This is a genomic window from Nonomuraea composti (genome assembly GCF_012034275.1).
Classification (GTDB): domain Bacteria; phylum Actinomycetota; class Actinomycetes; order Streptosporangiales; family Streptosporangiaceae; genus Nonomuraea; species Nonomuraea composti.
In genome coordinates this window covers 42,627-59,502 of record NZ_JAATEP010000010.1, presented here as the reverse complement: position 1 = coordinate 59,502, position 16,876 = coordinate 42,627, and the positions used below count along the sequence as shown (strand labels likewise).

The following is a 16,876-nucleotide window of genomic DNA, read 5'->3' as shown; positions in this document are numbered from 1 at the left end:
GGTTGGGATCAGTGGTCGTAGGTGGTGAGTGATCGGGCGGTGGGCTGGCCGGTTTTGTCGTTGTGCCAGATGACGGTGGTCAGGGCGAGGATGCGTACGATCACGCGGATGGTGACGCCGGCGAATGTGCGTCCGCCGTGGCGTTCGAGGTCGAGCTGGCCCTTGAAGGTCTGGTTGATCGACTCGATGGTCTGGCGCAGGGGTTTGAACAGGTGCGCCCCTGCTCGCGGGGGGCTCGCCGGCCGCGGTGGCGCTCGATCAGGTCAGGGTCGGCTTCGAGCATGCCGAGTAGGGTGGTGCGTTCGTCGGCTTTGACGCCGGTCAGGGCGAAGGCGACGGGCAGGCCGCCCAGGGTGCACAGCAGGTGCAGGCGCGGGCCCCAGAAGAAGCGGGAGTGGGAGGGGCAGTAGCCGTATTCGGCCCAGCCGGCCAGGTCCGAGCGCTGGGTGGTCTGCCGGGAGCGGCCGCATTCGACCGGGGTGGAGTCGGCCCCCACACGTCGTCGCTCCACAGGCTGGTGTCGCGGCCGAGGATGCGGATCAGGTGCAGCACCAGGCCGGTGACGGCGCGCAGGCGTTTGTTGTAGCCGGATTGTCCGGGCAGGTAGGGGAACAGGCCGCTCAGGTGGGCGCGGGCGTAGCGCAGCCAGCGCCGCTCGGGGGTGAAGCCGAGCAGCGCCGACAGCACCGCCAGCGTGACCAGTTCGGCGTCACTGAGCCGGGGCCGCAGCCCGATCCGCGGTCGTTCGGGCGCCAGATCCGGGAGCGATCAGCTGATCGTCGATCTCCACGTACAGTGCTGTCGCGAGGGTGTTCAGTTCTGTCGTCACAAACGGATCTTGAACGCCCTCGCTTCATGTCCGCAGCCGAACAGCCGATCTCGACCCCTTGGAATCAACCATCTAGCCGATTAACGCGCCTGATGCGTCAATCGCGTTCAAACAGGTGTTGGACCCGCGGCTGCCGTGGCGGCCACGATGGCCGTACGAGATCAAAACGCCTGTCACTGCACAAAGGGGCATCCATGACCGGTACGATCACCACCGCCACCCTCGACGTCCGCGGCGCGACCCTGTACTACGAGGTGCGCGGGCAGGACCCGTTCGTGGAGCGTCGGCGCCCCGATGGACGCCGACTCGTTCGCCCTGTCTCCTACGCGGTGCGGGAGCGATGCTCGGTATCACCTGTCAGGGCTTCCACGACCTGGTGACCAGGGGCAAGCTCGGCCGGCACGAGAGCGGGGGCGTGACGACCGCCTTGGTACAGCGACGAATCACTTCATCCGACGCGCGCGAGACCCTCCCGCGCGCACTACGAGAAGAGGTCAGCAGTGAGTCAGGAGAGTAGGCCCGCCGCCACCGCGGGGCGGCTCCAGCCGGCCGACGGCCTGAGCGTCAACCGGCTCGGCTACGGCGCCGTGCAGCCGATGATGACGTTCGTGATCGCGGCCCTGGCGCCTACGGTGCACCAGTGAGGAAGGACTATCAGTTGAGCGGGCGCCGCACGTACGTCGTGGTCGGCGCGACGGGCAGGACGGGGCGTGCGGTCGAGCGGCACCTCACCAGCCAGGGCCACGACGTTCGGGCTGTTGCCCGTAGCCGTGGGGTCGGCGTCGATGACGCCGTGGCGCTCGAGGGTGCCTTCGAGCACGCCGACGGGGCGTTCGTGCTCGTTCCTTTCGACCTTGCGGGCGGTGATCTGCACGCTCGCGAAGAGGCGATCGGGCAACGGCTCGAACGTGCCGTCCGCCGCAGCGGCGTGCGCCGCGTGGTGCTGCTCAGCGGGCTGAACGCGCACCTGCGCAGCGGCACGACCCTCGGCGCGGCGCTGATGGAGGAGCGGCTGCGCGCCTGCTCGGTCCCCGAGCTGATCGTTTTGCGTGCGGGCTGGTTCATGGAGAACTACACCGACGGGCTCGGTTTCCTGCCGCAGGCACAGAGCACCGGCGTGTTCCGCACCCCCTTCACCGCCCATCGGGCGATGCCGACCGTGGCCGCGAGCGACGTCGGGCAGCGGGCCGCCGAACTACTGACGCAGCTCCATCCGCGACTCGGCGTCCACGAGCTGCACGGCCACGCCGACCTCACGATGACGCAGGCGACGGCGATCCTGGCGCAGGCCGCCGGACTCCCCGACGTGGGCTACGAGCAACTCAGCTACGACGCGGCCAGAGCGAGCATGCTCGCATCAGGCATGCCGCCGTCCTTCGCCGAAGCTGTCATCGAGACCGCCCGCACCTTCAACGACGGCCAGCCGTGGGCACTGGCACCTCGCGACGACGAAACCACGACGTCCACCTCGCTTCGGGACTGGGCACGCGCCGCACTGGCGGGCGCCACCACATGAGCAGGCTCCTCGTGCAGATGCAGACATCCGCCGACGGCCACGTCGAAGCGGCCGACCCGGCACTGCAATGGCAGCTTTGGGACTGGGGGCCGAACTGGCCGTGGGACGAGGAGCTGAAGCGAGACTTCAACCAGACGTTCCGCAAGGTCGACCGGATCCTCCTCAGCCGCAAAATGGTCGAGGAGGGCTACATCGATCACTGGGCGCGAATCGCAGCGAGTCATCCCGACGAGCCCGATTTCGCCTTCGCCCGTAAGGTCGGCGACGCGGAGAAGATCGTGTTCTCCACTACCCACCAGCGCGGCCGGCTTCGATGGCCGCGCACCCGATGGGCGGCAGGCGGGCTTGCCGAGACCATCGCGCATCTCAAGGCAGGGCCGGGCGCCGACTTGATCGCCTTCGGCGGCACAGGATTCGCCGCCGCTCTCGCCGCCGCGGGCGTGGTCGATGAGTACCAGCTCTACGTCAATCCAACGGCGGTCGGTCGCGGGGAGTCGCTGTTTCGGTCCGTCGCCGGCGGTCTGCGGCTGAGGCTTGTCCGCTCCACGTCGTACGCGTGCGGCATCGTCGTGAACACCTACACGCCGCACGCCGACGGGGATAGGCCAAGCCGACCGGGGACAGGCCGACCCGTGAACGAAGGCCCGTAGCGCAGCCCGGGCTTCCTTCGAGCTTCCTTGAAGCTTCCCTTGGGCTCCGTCGGGCGGCAGTAGCGTACCGAGGATTGGTCGGGTCAGTTCGTGGACCGCCCGCCGATAGCGCGGGCGCGGTCCACCGGCGAAGAAGGGACGACATTGCGAAAGCTCATCGTTTCGACCCTGGTGACGCTGGACGGCGTCGTCGAAGACCCAGGCGGAATGGCCGGGTCCGAGCACGGCGGTTGGGCGAACCGATACTTCAACGAAGAGGCCGGAAAACGATCACTTGAACGCCTGCAGTCCTGTGACTACTTCCTGTGCGGCCGGCGCACCTACGAGATGTTCTCCAAGGCGTGGCCGAACAGCACCGGACCGTACGCCGACCGGCTGAACACGATTCCGAAACTCATCGCCTCGACGACCCTGACCGAGCCGCTCACCTGGAACGCGAGCCTGCTCAAAGGCGACGCGATCGGCGCGCTGAAGAAGATCAAGGAAGAGGACGGCCAGGACATCCTGATGTACGGCAGCATCACGCTGATGCGCTCGCTGCTGCGCAACGGCCTGGTCGACCAGCTGGATCTCATGGTATGCCCGCTCGTCCTCGGCACCGGGCAGCGGCTGTTCGGCGAGGGGGGTCCGGTGGTGGAGCTGGAGCTCACCGGGCACACCCATCTCGACACCGGCATCGCCATCATGAGCTACCACCCCCAGCCGTAACCCGTTCTCCAACAAACCCGGCGCGGTTCAGGGAGCCTTAACAGACAGGATGGTGCAGGCCATGTTCACAGCAGAACCGGAACTGAGGTACTCCGACGGGATCGCCGCCGAGCGGACCATGCTCGCGGTGCGGGTCAACGCCGCCGCACTACAGCGACGGCTCCCGGCGGGGTGGGAATCGGTCCCCTACGAAGGCGACGACCTGCGCGGTAAGTCGCTGCGGGGGGCCAACGTCCTCATTCCGTTCCACGAGGTCTACGCCTCCCGAAGCGATGACGGCACTGGGGGCGGAACGGCGCAGGTGAGCTACATCGCGTTCGTCTCCCAAGCCCGCAACCTGGCGACAGGCGCGATGGCACATGTCCACTGGTTCACCTACACCGAGGAGCCTGCCGGGGTCCCCGGACGCTACCGCGACGGCAAGCTCGCCCGCATCACCCGGTCGCTGTCCTTCACGAAGGAACGGCGTGGAGAGACGCGTGTCCGCCAGATCGTCTCCGCGGTGGGCGACGCCGGACAGGTCGATCTGTCGTTGGCCTACGAGCAGGGCGGCCTGGTCGTGTGGCTCACCGCCGACAAGCCGAACCTGCCGCTGCAGGCGGCCAACGACCCCGACGTCGTGCGGTGGTACCAGGAGGACCAGGTGCTCAACGTGGTCCACAGCGAGCCGTTGAACATCGACCAGGTAACCGAGCTGACCTTCAGCGTGGCCGGCGAACTCGCTGACGTGTTCGACGGCAGCGAACACGTCGTGGCCGTCGTCGTCCAGCGACCGTACATGCGTCAGGTGTATGTTCCCTGAGCTTGTCTTACAACCTCTGATCTTCGCATTCTCGGCAAATGGGATTTTAGAGCCGGTTGTCAGGCCAGCGAGGCCAGCGCCAGGCACACCACGAACGGGACGGGGATGAGCGCGGCAGCGCCAAGCCACGCGGCCAGCCGCCGTCTATGCCAGAGCGGGAGGGCTACGTCAATCACGATCACCTGTGTCAAGGTGAGTGGACCGGTTACCATCAGTGCAACGGTGAAGAAGAACTCGTTCTCGAGGGTGTCGTAGTTGCAGTTGGTGGGCCTGGCAAGGGTGCAGTCCATCGGCATGTACTCGGTCAGCAGCCACCACGCCATATAGAACGGCACCATGGCGGGCACACCAAGTCCGAGGTTCGCCAGAGCGGGACCCCATAGGTCGCTCCTTGCTCGCCCCTTGCGCCCGGCATGCGCATCAGTCATTGTCACGCTCTCACCCCGTGTCCCCGTCTGGCGGATCTGCACCGGCTTGATTGATCCTTAACCATGTCACGGATAGCAGCGGGCGTCTGGGGATCTTGATACACGTGGTCGTCAACCGGGGCCGAGGGCAAGGACCCACTACCAGTGCCGGGTCTTCCAAGAGGGCAGTAACGTCGGCGTCCGCACCGCCTCGGCACGTCCGAACGATTACTTTCCCCAGCCCATGGCGCGGCCCGCATGGCGGTGCCCGGCGTTCATAACGAGATCAGGTGGTGCGTCTGGGCTTGGTCCCCTTCTTGTGATGGGCGGGGCGTTGGTGTGCCTCGCCGGTGGCCAGGATGCGTCCGACGTCGTGACGGGGTGCGCGGTGTTGATTCGGTGAGCCGGGCGGGCGTCCCGGGCCCGGCCGGGTAGGTTTCGGCGCACCGGCCGGACAAGGCATCTTCCAGCGCAGGTTGCGAAACCCCCGCCGGACCCGGGACGGGGTCAGCCGCTCGGGCGGTGCGGGTTTCTCCCAGGGGCGGCGCAGGTCGGTGGCCAGCGGTCGGGCCAGGCGGAGCTGAGTGTGCGCGGCCAGGATGAGCCAGGTCCACCGATCGGCCGCCTCGGGGTTGCGGATCTTGGGGGTGGTCCAGCCGAGGGTCTGCTTGAATCTGCGTAGGAACGTCTGCCAGAGCCGGTCGACGTCGGCGGCGTTGGCGCCGGTGCCCGACCACCAGAGCCAGACGGGATTGGGTTCTCCTCCGCTGGGCAGGCGCTTGACGGTCAGCCGGATGACGGTGCCTTCGGTGAGCGGCAGCTCCATGTCGTGCTCGATCCAGGCTGCCCCGCGGGTCAGCTTGGGGTGCAGCCGATCCCAGGCCATCGTGGTCGCGGTGCCGTAGCGGGTGGTGGCGGTGGTGGTCTGCTGATCGGGTTCGCCCCAGGTGCCGGGCTGGCCGAAGACGAACTCACCGCCATGCCTGGGCGGTCTGCCGCCTTCGGGGTTGTAGACGCGTGGCGGAGTCGGGCGGCGCATCACTCGATCCGAGCGCAGCCCGCCCAGCACCTCGACCGGCAGGTCGGCCAGCAGGAACGTCAGCCGGTGCAGGTCGTAGCCGGCATCGGCCACGAGGAGGATCGGCAGGTCCCCGTCCTGCCACTGCCCGGCCTCGATCAGCCGCTGGACAACCTCGCGGAGTTGGACGGCGGTGATCGCCAAGACATCGGCACCTGGCTCCAGGTCCAGCGGTCGGCCGCCTGGTTGGCGCGCAGCTTGGGGCGGGTCCAGCCGAGGGCCTGCTTCCAGAAGCGGTAGGTGTGCTCCAGGTCGAATCTGCGCAGGAACGCCTGCCAGCAGCGATCCACGTCCGCGCCGGTGGCGCCGGTCTTGGAGGACCAGAGCCAGACCGCTGGGGCGTCACGGTCGCCGGGCAGATGCTCGACCTTCAGCCGGATCAGGGTGCCCTCGATGATGGGCAGCACACCCTCGTGGTCGAGCCAGGCGGCGCGGTGGGTGAGCCGAGGATGCAGCCGGTCCCAGGCCGACGCCTCGGCCTTGCCGTAATGAGTGGTGTCGGTGAGCGTGCTCACCGCGGGTTCGGGCCAGGTGGCCGGGTCGGCCAGGGCGAACTCGCCGCCGTGTTTGGGCGGGCGTCCGCCCCCGGGATGGGCGCGCAGGAACTCCTCCCGCGTGGGTGCCGGACGGCGCAGCACTCGATCGGAGCGGATGCGGCCCAGCAGTTCGACGGGCAGGTCGCGCAGCACGTAGGCCAGACGGGTGATGTCGTAGCCGGCGTCGGTCACGATGAGCAGGTCCGGGTCCCCGTCGCACCATTGACCGGCCGCGATCAGCCGCTCGATGACTTCCCGGAGCTGGGTGGCGGTGACGGCGGTGGCGTCATCGGTCGGCCCCAGCCGGACCACGTCCAGCGGCGCCGTCCAGGAGGTACGGCCCATCTCCAGAGCCGCCACGAACGAGTACGGCCAGCCCGGGATGAACTGCGAGGCGCTCTTGGCCCGGCCATAGACGTGGCAGAACAGCCGCTCGGCCGAGCAGGGCGCATCCGAGCGCAGCCACGGTGATACGTCCACCGCCAGCACGATCCGCCCGTCCGGCCAGCGCGGTAACGGCAGCCCGGCCAGCACCTGCCGCAGCTGCTCGATGCCGATCCGGCCGTGGTTGAGCGCGCCGTACAAGGCGCCATGCCCGCGCCAGCACTCCGGCGACAAGGTCAGATCCACCGGCGAGCGCACCGGCCCCGGCTCGCACAACAGCGCATCAGCCAGCTCGAACAACGCATCGGCCCGCGCCCTGAGGCAGGCGTAGACGTCGTTGCGGAACCGGGACAACACCTTCAAGGACTCGACACCGGCGGCATCGTTCAGCAGACTCATCCTCACGGCCTTGTAGTGATCAGCAGCGACTCGACACCGCACATGATCACTCAAGGCCGTCTTGCTGTCCGCGAAACGATCAAACCCCGCTCAACACAACGATCCGGAGGATAAAGAACAAGCTGAGAGGGTGTTTTCCAACCCTCCAGATCCCGCATGATGATCTTGTGTCCTGGCGACAGAGACGCCTCCAAGTAGGTCGACCCTGGCGATTCCGGGCCCCCGTCCATGCCATAGCGCGGGCGTGCCGAGAAGGGGAGCGTGGTGCCCGATCTGGTGCTGATCCCCGCCCTGGCGGTGATTCCGCTGATCTCAGCGATCAAGATGGCCCGCCATGGGTGGACGTCAGGCAGCTTGCGTCGAGGCCGGTCGTCGGTTCCAGGCCGGGACGGCGGCCTTGCTGGTCAGGCGGCGCGTCATCATGGTGATGGCTGCCCAGGTTAGATGCGCCTCGGAGTGTTGCGGGAGCCGTTCGTAGTCGATCACGTTGCGGCGGGCGTTCAAGAGCCACGACAGCGACCGCTCGACGATCCACCGCCGGGCCAGCACCTTAAACCCGGTCTGGCCCGGACGCTTGGTCACGATCTTCATGTTGAGGCGGAGGAACCGGCGGGACCGGTCCACCAGCGTTCCGGCGTAGGAGCTGTCCCCGCAGACCAGACTGAGCTGTGGGATCAACATCCGCAGCCGGGCCAGCCGTTCACGGGCGGCGTCGAGATCGGGCTGCCCGGCCGGGGCGACCATCACCGACATCATCAGGCCCGAGTTGCATGTCCCGCCCCCCTTCTCCCGGACCTCCAGCGAGGGCCAGGAGAAACATGGGCCGTAACCGTCCGGCTACCGACTGGTATGTCGCACCCGTGATGGCGACGCAACGCGCCAGAGACATGACGCTTTGCTTCTTTGCGGCCAGGCCCACCACGGAGCCCATGGCTACATCACATGACCATAGTTACTCAGCGTTACCTTGCGGCTGGTGACACCGACCCGAGCGGGGGCCGACCTAGGGAGCGCGTGCCTGACTGCTCTCGCCCGGACCGATGCGGCGGGGAGGTCAGGGGTCGTAGGAGTCGGGGCCGTAGGAGTCCAGGTCCTCAACGATGGGCACGGGCGGCTTCTCGGACGGCTCCCCGAAGAAGTCGTCCGGGTCGTCGCCGCACCGATCGCGCGGCGCGGGACGCTTGGCGTCGAGCACGGCAGCCACGGCCTCCGGCCCCGCCGCCCACCCGGCCGGGCCGGGCGGCTTGACCCTCACGCCGCGTCAGGCGACACAGTGGGAGCATGACCGCGCAAGAGCACACCGTCGGCGTCATCGCCGAGCTGACCGGCGTCTCGGTCCGCACCCTGCACCACTACGACGAGATCGGCCTCCTGGAGCCCAGCGAGCGCAGCCCGGCCGGTTACCGCCTCTACTCCGGCGACGACCTGCGCCGGCTGCAGCGCATCCTGTTCTACCGCGAGCTCGGCTTCGACCTCGACACGATCGGCGCGATCCTCGCCGACCCGGCCCGTACCGACGCCGACCGGCTGCGGGAGCAGCGCGCGCTGCTCGCCGCGCGCGCCGAGCGGCAGCGGGCCATGGTCGCCGCCATCGACAAGGAGCTGAACGCGCGCAAGCTCGGCCTCAGCCTCACCCCGCAGGAGCGGCTGGAGATCTTCGGCAGCACCCGCCTGGAGGACAACGCCGCTCGCGCGGAGGAGCAGTGGGGCGGCTCGGAGCTGTGGCGCCAGCGGCAGCGGCGCGCGTCGGCCTACTCGGCGGACGACTGGGCCGAGATCCGCGACGAGCAGGCCGGCATCCACCGGCGGCTGCTGAACGCCATGGCCGCCGGGCTGCCCGCCGACGACCCCGCCGTCATGGACCTGGCCGAGGAGCACCGGCTGCACCTGCATCGGCGCTTCCACGACTGCGACCACGACGTGCACCGCGAGCTGGCCCGGGCCTACCTCGCCAACCAGCGCGTCGGCCGCAACTACGACGACATGGCGCCCGGCCTGTCCCGCTACGTCCATGACGCCATCATGGCCAACGCCGACCGCTCCCGGAGCTGAGCGAGAACCGGTCGGCGGCCGCCCCGCTCAGGTGTCCCGGCGGAAGCTTGCGGCCGTAGGCGACCAGCAGGAGGTCCTGCGCGGCGCCCACCAGCGGCGTCCCCGAGCCGAAGGACCAGGCGAGGTCGTCGGCGCGCAGCTCGACGCCCGCCAGGTCGGCTCCGAAGAACCTCGCCGTACGGGGGGTGAGGTGCTCCAGCAGCAGCCGCAGCCGCTCCCGCGGGACCCGGCGCTCCAGGCCGAGGGCGACCGTGATGTCCAGGCCGTGGATCACGTCGTGGGCGAGCGCGGCGGTGACCCCGCCGACCGGGGGCCGCCACGGGTGGTGCGCGTTGTCGCGGATCGCGGCGGCCAGCTCGGCCGGCGAAAGGGCGGCCGCGTCGAGGCGGGCGCGGCGGTCGGCCATGCGGTTGACGTCGCCGCGGGCCTTCAGGAGCTCGATCGCGAGCCGGGGCAGCCGGTAGCGGAACCCCAGCGACACGTGCGCCGCCACCTCCCGCACCCGCCAGCCGGCGCACAGGGACGGCTCGTCCCACTGGGCCGGCGACAGGCCGTCCAGCAGGGCCGCGAGGTCCGTACGCTCGGCGGCGATCGTGGTGGTGATGTCCATGAATGCGTGCTCCTTCGTCGGCCGGCCGGCATGCCGGGCCGTTCTCGTAACGAGATTACGGTAATAATGAGATTATGAGAAAGACAAGGGCGGAGGCGAAGGAGCACAACCGGCGGGCGCTGCTGGACGCCGCGCGCCGGGTCGTCGCCAGAGACGGTCACCGCGCCAAGCTGGAGGAGATCGCCGAGCAGGCCGGGCTGACCACCGGCGCCGTCTACTCGCTGTTCGGCAGCAAGACCGGCCTGCTGGTCGCGCTGGTCACCGACCATCTCGGCCCGCACTACGAGGACCTGGAGCGGCTCGTCTCGGCCGGGGGCGACGCGCGCGGGGCGGCCGAGGCGTTCGCGCGCCACTACCGCCGCCTGTGCGACGACCCCGACGCCCTGCGGCACCTGTCGTTCGAGATCAGCTTGCAGGACCTCGCGCTGCGCGACCCGGAGCTGCGGCCCAGGCTGGCCGCCTCCGTCCGGGCGCACGAGGAGCGGCTGACCGCGCTGTTCACCGGGCTGCCGCACGACGGGGCGCCGCTCACCGAGCGGCAGGCGCGCCGCCTGGCGACGGGGCTGCGGGCGCTGCTGGTCGGCCTCAGCCAGGGCGTCATGTTCGGCCTCGCGGAGTCGGTCTCCGAGGAGTACTTCGCCGCCGCCGCCACGGCTCTGATCGCCCCGGGCGTGCTCGGTCCCGCGTGACCGCACCCGGATCGGGGCCCGGCGATCATCACCCCTAAGCTCTACAGTTAGTAGTACTACTAGCCGTAGGGGATGCGGATGCGTGTACTCATCGCCGGAGCCGGCCTCGCGGGCGTGGCGGCGGCCCGGGGGTTCCTCGCCGCCGGGCACGAGGTGACCGTGCTGGAGCGGTCACCGGCCTTACGCGAGACCGGATGCGCGATCATGATCTGGCACAACGGCACCACCGTGCTCGACGATCTCGGCGTCCGGATGGACGGGGCCGGGCAGCGCCTGGAGGCCATCGAGGTCCGCAGCTCACGGGGCCGCCGGGTGATGGTCATGGACCTCGAACGGCTGGCCGCCGAGTTCGGCGCCCCCGTGGTGTCGCTGCCCCGCCGCCTGCTGCTCGACCGGCTCGCCGAAGGGCTGCCGGAGCACATCTACCGGTTCGGCGCCCGCGTCACCGGCCTGCACGACGACGGCCGCACCGTACGGGTGCGGACCGAGGACGGCGAGGAGCACACGGGCGACCTGCTCATCGGCGCCGACGGCGTGAACTCCCAGGTCCGCACGGCCCTGTTCGGCGCACAGCCGGCCCGCCCGACCGGCACCGCCACCTGGCAGGGCCTGGTCAGGCCGCCCTTCGACCCCGGCAGGCGGGCCCTGATCTTCCTCGGCCCCCACGGGGACTTCGGCATGAACCCCTCCGGCGACGGCACCCTGCAATGGCTGATCGACTTCCGCCTGCGCCCCGGCGAGGCCCGCCCGAGCCCGGACGTCGCGCTCGCCGCGCTCCGGCGGCGCTACGCCTCGTGGGGCTCGCCCGTCCCCGAGCTGCTGGACGCGCTGTCGGACAAGGACCTGGAACTGTTCCCGCACCGCCGGCACCGGGCGCCGCTGCGCTGGGGGCGCGGCCGCACCGTCCTGATCGGTGACGCCGTGCACGCCATGCCGCCCATGCTCGCGCAGGGCGCCGGGCAGGGCCTTGAGGACGTCGCCGCGCTGCTGCGCGCCCTGGCCGGCACCCGGTCGCCCGACCCGGCCACGGCGCTGGCCGCCTACGAGCGGAGCCGGCGGCGCCCCGCCCTGCTGGCCTCGCTGCTGGCCACCCAGGCCGTCGCGACCGGCGGGCCGCGCGCGGCCCTGACCCAGAGCGAGTGGGCGATGCGCGGCGCCGTCGCCATGCCCGCCGGCCTGGGCACCTGGATGCTGCGCAGGCTCATCCGCGGGGTGAGCAGCAGGCTCTGAGACGGTAACGATCCGATGAAGGCCGCCGGTGGACGCGGGCCGCGACCCGTAGGCGGTTCGTCGGGAGTCGTCCGGTTCGGCACAATGTCGGATGTGCAAGTCGGACTGCTGGGACCGTTCGAGGTCCGCGATCAAGATGGGGCCGTCATCGAGGTTCCAGGGGTTCGGCTGCGTGCGCTGCTCGCCGCCCTCGCCCTCGAACCCGGCCGGATCATCACCCGTTCCAGGCTCGTGGACTGGATCTGGGGGGAGCAGCCGCCCGCGGACGAGGTCAACGCCCTTCAGGCGCTGGTGTCCAGGCTGCGCAGGGTGCTGCCGGACGGCGTGATCGGCGCCGACTCCGGCGGATACCGGCTGGCCGTGCCACCCGAGGCGGTCGACGCCGCCCGGTTCGAGCAGCTGATCGCCCAGGCCCGCGGCGCCGAGCCGGCCGCGCGGGCGGAGCTGCTGCGCTCGGCCCTGGCCCTGTGGCGCGGCACGCCCCTGGCGGACATCGCCCTCCAGGGCAGCGACGTGTTCGACGCCGTCGTCACCCGGCTCGAAGAGCTGCACGTGGCCGCCCTCGGCGACCGCGTGGACGCCGACCTGCGCCTCGGCCGCGGCTCCGAGCTGGTGTCCGAGCTGACCGATCTCGTCGCCACGTACCCGCTGCGGGAGGGGTTCGTGGCCGCGCTGATGCGGGCGCTGGCCGAGGCCGGGCGCGCCAACGAGGCGCTGACCCTCTACCAGCGCACCCGCGAGCGGCTGGCCGAGGAGCTGGGCGCCGACCCGTCCGCCGAGCTGTCCGCCCTGCACACCGCGCTGCTGCGGGGCGAGCTGGGCGAGCGCGCCGACAACCGCAGGACGAACCTGCGCGCCGAGCTGACCAGCTTCGTCGGCAAGGACGACGACATCGCCACCGTCGCCGGCCTGGCCATCAAGCACCGGCTCGTCACGCTGACCGGGCCCGGCGGCTCCGGCAAGACCCGGCTGGCCACCGAGACCGCCCGTACGATGCTCGCCGAGCTGCCCGACGGGGCGTGGCTGGTCGAGCTGGCCTCCGCCCGCGCGGGCGGCGAGCTGGCGCAGGCCGCGCTCACCGCGATCGGCGTGCGCGACCAGGCCCTGCTCGGCAGCGCGCGCGGCGGCGACGCGACCGAACGGCTCGTCACCGCGATCCGCGAGCGCTCGATCCTGCTCATTCTCGACAACTGCGAGCACCTCATCGAGCCGATCGCGACCTTCGCCGACCGGCTGCTGGGGGAGTGCCGCAACCTGCGCATCCTCGCCACCAGCAGGGAGCCGCTCGGCATCACCGGGGAGGTGCTGTGGCAGGTCGAGCCGCTCGCGCTGCCCGCCCCCGCCGCCGGCGCCGCCGAGACCGGCGCCTCACCCGCCGTGCGGCTGCTGCGCGACCGCGCCGAGCTGGTACGCAAGGACATCGGCTCCGACGCCGCCACCCTGGCCACCATGGCCCGCATCTGCCGCGCGCTCGACGGCATCCCGCTGGCCATCGAGCTGGCCGCCGCCCGGCTGCGCACCATGACCGTCGACCAGCTCGCCCGCCGCCTCGACGACCGCTTCCGGCTGCTGACCAGCGGCAGCCGCACCGCCCTGGCCCGGCACAAGACGCTGCGCGCCGTCGTCGACTGGAGCTGGGACCTGCTGTCCGAAGGCGAGCGCGGCGTGCTGCGGCGGCTGTCGGTCTTCTCCGGCGGCGCGAGCCTCGAAGCGGCCGAACGTGTCTGCGGCGAGGAGACCCCCGACGGCGAGCCGGTCCTCGACGTGCTGACCGCGCTGATCGAGAAGTCGCTGCTGGTCGCCGACGGCGAGGACGCCCCCCGCTACCGCATGCTCGACACCATCAGGGAGTACGCGGCGCAGCGGCTCGACGAGGCCGGCGAGAGCGAGCGGACGCGCCGCGCCCACCTCGCCTACTTCGTGGAGCTGGCCGAGACGGCCGAGCCGTACCTGTTCCGGGGCGAGCAGCTCGAGTGGCTGGCCATCCTCAACGCCGACCACGACAACCTCAACGTGGCCGTGCGCGGCGCCATCGCCGAAGGACGGGCCGAGGAGGCGATGCGGCTGGTCGCCGCCGCCGGCTGGTACTGGTACCTCAGCGGCTACCGCGCCGAGGGCGCCGAGCTGGCCGTCGCGGCGGCCTCGCTGCAAGGCGAGGTGCCCGACGAGGTACGCGCCAGGGCCTACTTCCTGGTCACCATGTTCCTGTCCTCCGGCGTCAGCGGCGACCAGTACCAGGCGCGCGACTGGATCCAGGACGCCCACCGGCTCATCCAGCACGGCGGCTACCACCACCCGCTGCTCGGCTTCATCGAGCTGCTGGCGAGCATGCTGCAGGGCCCCAAGGACTTCCTGCCCGCCCTGGAACGGCTCATCGCCGACGACTCCCCCTGGGTCCGCGCGCAGGCCCGGCTCACCCGCGCCCGCTTCCGGCTCACGCTCGGCGGCGACACCACCGACGTCGACAGCGACGCCGAGATCGCCCTGGCCGAGTTCCGCACGCTGGGCGACCGGTGGGGGGGCTCGTTCGCGCTGACGTTCCTCGGTGACCGGCTCGCCATGCGCGGCGAGTTCGCCCGCGCGTGCGAGCACCTTGAGGAGGCCAGCACGGCGCTGGCCGAGATCGGCGCGGCCGAGGACGTCGTCGGCCTGCGCGCCCGGCAGGCCCAGCTCTACTGGCTGCTCGGCGACGAACGCGCCAGCGCCGCCGCCCTGGCCGAGGCGCAGCGCCGCGCCGACGCCGTCGCCTGGCCCGACGCGCGCGCCGAGCTGGCCCTGGCCAAGGCGGAGCTGGCCCGCTGGCGCGGCGAGGCCGCCGAGGTGCGCCGGCAGCTCGACACCGTCCAGGCGACGCTGGGCGACATCAAGCTGCACCCCACCGTCCACGCCAAGGCCATGGACCTGCACGGTTACGTCACTGAGGACCTGGAGCAGGCCCGCGCCTACCGGGCCGAGGCGTTCCGGGCCGTCGCCCAGGGCGAGTTCCCGCCGCAGGTCGCCGACGTGCTGATCGGGCTCGCGGACCTCGCGCTGCGGCAGGGCCGCTACGAGCAGGCGGCGCGGCTGCTCGGGGCCAGTGACAGCGTGCGCGGCACCCCCGACCGCACCAAGCCGGACGTCGCCCGGATCGCCGGCGGGGTGCGCGAGCACCTCGACGAGAACGCGTTCGCCGAGGCGACCCGTGCCGGTGGTCAGGGGGACTGGCGTGAGCTGGCCGAGGCCACGCTCGCCTCTTGAGGCGGCGCGTCGGGGCTCAGCTGGTTCGAGGGTTCCTCAGCGGCTCGCCTGGTTCCGCCTCTTGATTGCAACCCTGGAGGGTCACGGGGCCAGCCACTTGCGGGCGAGGTCGCGTACCGCCTCCAGCCAGCGCTCACGCTGCTCGCCCGCCGCGATCGCGTCGGCGGCCCCGTGCAGCACCCTGAACAGGATCGTGGCCGCGACGTGCGGAACGCGCCGTCCGTCCATGCCCCGCTGCAACGCCTTGGCGATGGCGGCGATGGTGTCGAGCTGCCCTTCGTCCGTGGCGTCGGTGGCGGAGTGGAAGACGGCGGCGAGCATGTCCTCCCAGGAGGAGAAGTAGACGTGGAAGGTGCCCTTGGCGGCGTCGGCCTCGGCCGTGACGGCCTGGACCCAGTTCTTCGCGTCCTGGCCGGAGCGCAGGAGCCGGATGGCGGCGTCGACGAGCTCGCCGCGCCTGGCCTCGGGTGAGCGGTGAGCTGGACGGGCGCGTCGTAGCGCAGGATTTCCTCGACGACCGCCGCCGCCGTGCCGGGATCGGCGCGCAGAGCGGCCAGGTGCACGGCGTCGGCGGTCGGGTTGACCGTCGTCTCGTCCCCCGCCACCAGCAGCAGGACGATCGTGGAGACGGTGGACATCGGCACTGCCGGGAACGGGGGTTATTGACCTGGGGGTCACTTGTTGACCTCAGGTCAGTATGTCAAAGGAGGTGCCGGGACCCTGCTATCGTTACGAACGTCGCTGAGCCTTCCCGGCCGGATCCCCTTCCGCCCCGGGGAGGCTTTTTTCATGCCCGCATCCGGGCTGGAAACCTCCCTTTCGCACGGCCGTGAGGAACGACCATGACCACATCTGCCAACGCAGGCACCTGGAAGCTCGGCGACCTGACCGTCAACAGGATCGGGTTCGGCGCCATGAGGCTGACGGGCCGCGCCGCCTTCACCGACCATGTCTCCGGCGACGTCTCCGGTGACCGCGAACGCTCGATCGCGGTGCTGCGCCGGGCCGTCGAGCTGGGCGTCAACCACATCGACACCGCCGCGTTCTACTTCTCCCCGCGCCTGTCGGCCAACGAGCTGATCAACCGGGCGCTGGCCCCGTACCCGGACGACCTCGTCATCACCACGAAGGTCTGGCCCGCCAGGACCCCGTCGGGGGACTGGTGGTGGGCCACCCCCGAGCAGCTGCGCGGCCAGGTCGAGGAGAACCTGCGCCAGCTCGGCCGCGACCACCTCGACGTCGTGAACCTGCGCGTCCCGCCCAGCGAGCGGACCGGCTCGATCGCCGAGCACTTCGGCGCGCTGGCCGCGTTGCGCGACGCCGGCCTCATCCGGCACCTCGGCGTCTCGAACGTCACGGCCGCCCAGCTCGCCGAGGCCGTGACCGTCGCGCCGGTGGTGTGCGTGCAGAACCCGTTCGGCATCGGCGCCCCGGCCGGGCAGCGGGAGCTGCTGCGGATCTGCGGCGAGCAGGGCATCGCCTTCGTCCCGTTCTTCGCGATCGCCGGCACGGGCCGCGAGGCGGGCGCGGTCGCCGCCGAGGACGAGACCGTCCTGGCCGTCGCCCGCGCCCACGGGGCCACGCCCGCCCAGGTCCGGCTCGCCTGGACGCTGCGGCAGGGCCCGCACGTGCTGGCCATTCCCGGCACCGGCAACCTCGCCCACCTGGAGGAGAACGTGGCGGCGGGCGCGCTGGCGCTGTCGGAGGACGAGATGGAACGCCTGGCGTCCATCGGCTGACGCGCGTTAC

19 protein-coding genes and 1 pseudogene are annotated in these 16,876 nt (G+C 70.9%); 12 read left to right on the top strand and 8 right to left on the bottom strand.

From position 1 onward, the window contains the following. Positions 1 to 8: 8 nt before the first annotated feature. A pseudogene (locus tag HCN51_RS16245) lies at positions 9 to 829 on the bottom strand (transposase family protein). 194 nt (positions 830 to 1,023) lie between these two features. Here HCN51_RS16245 and HCN51_RS16240 point away from each other — a divergent pair. The 6 genes from HCN51_RS16240 to HCN51_RS16215 all read left to right on the top strand — a co-directional run bounded on the left by HCN51_RS16240 (position 1,024) and on the right by HCN51_RS16215 (position 4,505). Further along, positions 1,024 to 1,209, top strand: a complete 186-nt coding sequence (locus HCN51_RS16240) for a hypothetical protein (protein WP_168010451.1) — start codon at positions 1,024 to 1,026, stop codon at positions 1,207 to 1,209. A gap of 120 nt (positions 1,210 to 1,329) precedes the next feature. Beyond that, a complete protein-coding gene (locus HCN51_RS16235; RefSeq protein ID WP_168010450.1) occupies positions 1,330 to 1,473 on the top strand; it encodes a hypothetical protein in 144 nt (47 codons plus the stop codon). Continuing rightward, positions 1,470 to 2,345, top strand: a complete 876-nt coding sequence (locus HCN51_RS16230; protein ID WP_168010449.1) for an NmrA family NAD(P)-binding protein — start codon at positions 1,470 to 1,472, stop codon at positions 2,343 to 2,345. Before HCN51_RS16235 ends, HCN51_RS16230 begins: the two co-directional genes overlap by 4 nt. Then, positions 2,342 to 2,995, top strand: a complete 654-nt coding sequence (locus HCN51_RS16225) for a dihydrofolate reductase family protein (RefSeq protein WP_168010448.1) — start codon at positions 2,342 to 2,344, stop codon at positions 2,993 to 2,995. Before HCN51_RS16230 ends, HCN51_RS16225 begins: the two co-directional genes overlap by 4 nt. A gap of 144 nt (positions 2,996 to 3,139) precedes the next feature. Next, positions 3,140 to 3,703, top strand: coding sequence for a dihydrofolate reductase family protein (locus tag HCN51_RS16220; protein ID WP_168010447.1), 564 nt, complete (start codon positions 3,140 to 3,142; stop codon positions 3,701 to 3,703). 49 nt (positions 3,704 to 3,752) lie between these two features. After that, positions 3,753 to 4,505 (top strand): hypothetical protein, encoded by a 753-nt coding sequence (locus HCN51_RS16215; RefSeq protein WP_168010446.1) that lies wholly within the window; start codon positions 3,753 to 3,755, stop codon positions 4,503 to 4,505. Positions 4,506 to 4,564: 59 nt separating this feature from the next. Here the strand turns inward: HCN51_RS16215 and HCN51_RS16210 are convergent, their stop codons facing one another. The 5 genes from HCN51_RS16210 to HCN51_RS16190 form a co-directional block, all read right to left on the bottom strand. Beyond that, the gene (locus HCN51_RS16210) at positions 4,565 to 4,843 is read right to left on the bottom strand and encodes a hypothetical protein (protein WP_168010445.1); all 279 of its coding nucleotides are present in this window, start codon (positions 4,841 to 4,843) and stop codon (positions 4,565 to 4,567) included. Positions 4,844 to 5,198: 355 nt separating this feature from the next. After that, complete coding sequence (locus tag HCN51_RS16205) at positions 5,199 to 6,134, bottom strand: transposase (protein WP_206067090.1); 936 nt, start codon at positions 6,132 to 6,134, stop codon at positions 5,199 to 5,201. Continuing rightward, a complete protein-coding gene (locus HCN51_RS16200; protein ID WP_206067089.1) occupies positions 6,089 to 7,309 on the bottom strand; it encodes an NF041680 family putative transposase in 1,221 nt (406 codons plus the stop codon). Before HCN51_RS16200 ends, HCN51_RS16205 begins: the two co-directional genes overlap by 46 nt. Before the next feature lie 345 nt (positions 7,310 to 7,654). Next, a complete protein-coding gene (locus tag HCN51_RS16195) occupies positions 7,655 to 8,065 on the bottom strand; it encodes a transposase (RefSeq protein WP_168010444.1) in 411 nt (136 codons plus the stop codon). Positions 8,066 to 8,363: 298 nt separating this feature from the next. Continuing rightward, positions 8,364 to 8,564 (bottom strand): hypothetical protein, encoded by a 201-nt coding sequence (locus HCN51_RS16190; protein ID WP_168010443.1) that lies wholly within the window; start codon positions 8,562 to 8,564, stop codon positions 8,364 to 8,366. A 26-nt stretch (positions 8,565 to 8,590) separates the two neighbouring features. Between HCN51_RS16190 and HCN51_RS16185 the strand changes: the two genes are divergently transcribed. Beyond that, complete coding sequence (locus tag HCN51_RS16185; RefSeq protein WP_168010442.1) at positions 8,591 to 9,361, top strand: MerR family transcriptional regulator; 771 nt, start codon at positions 8,591 to 8,593, stop codon at positions 9,359 to 9,361. Here the strand turns inward: HCN51_RS16185 and HCN51_RS16180 are convergent. Next, positions 9,330 to 9,971, bottom strand: coding sequence for a maleylpyruvate isomerase family mycothiol-dependent enzyme (locus tag HCN51_RS16180; protein ID WP_168010441.1), 642 nt, complete (start codon positions 9,969 to 9,971; stop codon positions 9,330 to 9,332). The two genes, HCN51_RS16185 and HCN51_RS16180, sit on opposite strands and share 32 nt — an antisense overlap. Before the next feature lie 74 nt (positions 9,972 to 10,045). On the opposite strand from HCN51_RS16180, the gene HCN51_RS16175 reads away from it, so the two are divergent. The 3 genes from HCN51_RS16175 (at position 10,046) to HCN51_RS16165 (ending at position 15,127) form a co-directional block, all read left to right on the top strand. Then, positions 10,046 to 10,660 (top strand): TetR/AcrR family transcriptional regulator, encoded by a 615-nt coding sequence (locus HCN51_RS16175; protein ID WP_168010440.1) that lies wholly within the window; start codon positions 10,046 to 10,048, stop codon positions 10,658 to 10,660. 78 nt (positions 10,661 to 10,738) lie between these two features. Next, positions 10,739 to 11,890: an FAD-dependent oxidoreductase gene (locus HCN51_RS16170; protein ID WP_168010439.1), complete on the top strand. Its 1,152-nt coding sequence runs from the start codon at positions 10,739 to 10,741 to the stop codon at positions 11,888 to 11,890. 93 nt (positions 11,891 to 11,983) lie between these two features. After that, positions 11,984 to 15,127, top strand: coding sequence for a BTAD domain-containing putative transcriptional regulator (locus tag HCN51_RS16165; protein WP_168010438.1), 3,144 nt, complete (start codon positions 11,984 to 11,986; stop codon positions 15,125 to 15,127). Between the two features lie 81 nt (positions 15,128 to 15,208). Here the strand turns inward: HCN51_RS16165 and HCN51_RS16160 are convergent, their stop codons facing one another. After that, positions 15,209 to 15,448: a hypothetical protein gene (locus HCN51_RS16160; protein WP_168010437.1), complete on the bottom strand. Its 240-nt coding sequence runs from the start codon at positions 15,446 to 15,448 to the stop codon at positions 15,209 to 15,211. 24 nt (positions 15,449 to 15,472) lie between these two features. On the opposite strand from HCN51_RS16160, the gene HCN51_RS61350 reads away from it, so the two are divergent. Next, positions 15,473 to 15,598 (top strand): hypothetical protein, encoded by a 126-nt coding sequence (locus HCN51_RS61350; RefSeq protein ID WP_277349997.1) that lies wholly within the window; start codon positions 15,473 to 15,475, stop codon positions 15,596 to 15,598. Positions 15,599 to 15,969: 371 nt separating this feature from the next. Further along, a complete protein-coding gene (locus HCN51_RS16155) occupies positions 15,970 to 16,866 on the top strand; it encodes an aldo/keto reductase (RefSeq protein WP_168010436.1) in 897 nt (298 codons plus the stop codon). Positions 16,867 to 16,876 lie beyond the last annotated feature (10 nt).

Excerpts from the sequence above, each read along its gene's own strand:
- HCN51_RS16210 (WP_168010445.1), bottom strand. The coding sequence starts at position 4,843 with ATGGTGCCGTTCTATATGGCGTGGTGGCTGCTGACCGAGTACATGCCG.
- HCN51_RS16185 (WP_168010442.1), top strand. The coding sequence starts at position 8,591 with ATGACCGCGCAAGAGCACACCGTCGGCGTCATCGCCGAGCTGACCGGC.
- HCN51_RS16240 (WP_168010451.1), top strand. The coding sequence starts at position 1,024 with ATGACCGGTACGATCACCACCGCCACCCTCGACGTCCGCGGCGCGACC.
- HCN51_RS16225 (WP_168010448.1), top strand. The coding sequence starts at position 2,342 with ATGAGCAGGCTCCTCGTGCAGATGCAGACATCCGCCGACGGCCACGTC.
- HCN51_RS16200 (WP_206067089.1), bottom strand. The coding sequence starts at position 7,309 with ATGAGTCTGCTGAACGATGCCGCCGGTGTCGAGTCCTTGAAGGTGTTG.
- HCN51_RS16215 (WP_168010446.1), top strand. The coding sequence starts at position 3,753 with ATGGTGCAGGCCATGTTCACAGCAGAACCGGAACTGAGGTACTCCGAC.
- HCN51_RS16155 (WP_168010436.1), top strand. The coding sequence starts at position 15,970 with ATGACCACATCTGCCAACGCAGGCACCTGGAAGCTCGGCGACCTGACC.
- HCN51_RS16160 (WP_168010437.1), bottom strand. The coding sequence starts at position 15,448 with ATGCTCGCCGCCGTCTTCCACTCCGCCACCGACGCCACGGACGAAGGG.
- HCN51_RS16175 (WP_168010440.1), top strand. The coding sequence starts at position 10,046 with ATGAGAAAGACAAGGGCGGAGGCGAAGGAGCACAACCGGCGGGCGCTG.
- HCN51_RS16170 (WP_168010439.1), top strand. The coding sequence starts at position 10,739 with ATGCGTGTACTCATCGCCGGAGCCGGCCTCGCGGGCGTGGCGGCGGCC.
- HCN51_RS16180 (WP_168010441.1), bottom strand. The coding sequence starts at position 9,971 with ATGGACATCACCACCACGATCGCCGCCGAGCGTACGGACCTCGCGGCC.
- HCN51_RS16195 (WP_168010444.1), bottom strand. The coding sequence starts at position 8,065 with ATGATGTCGGTGATGGTCGCCCCGGCCGGGCAGCCCGATCTCGACGCC.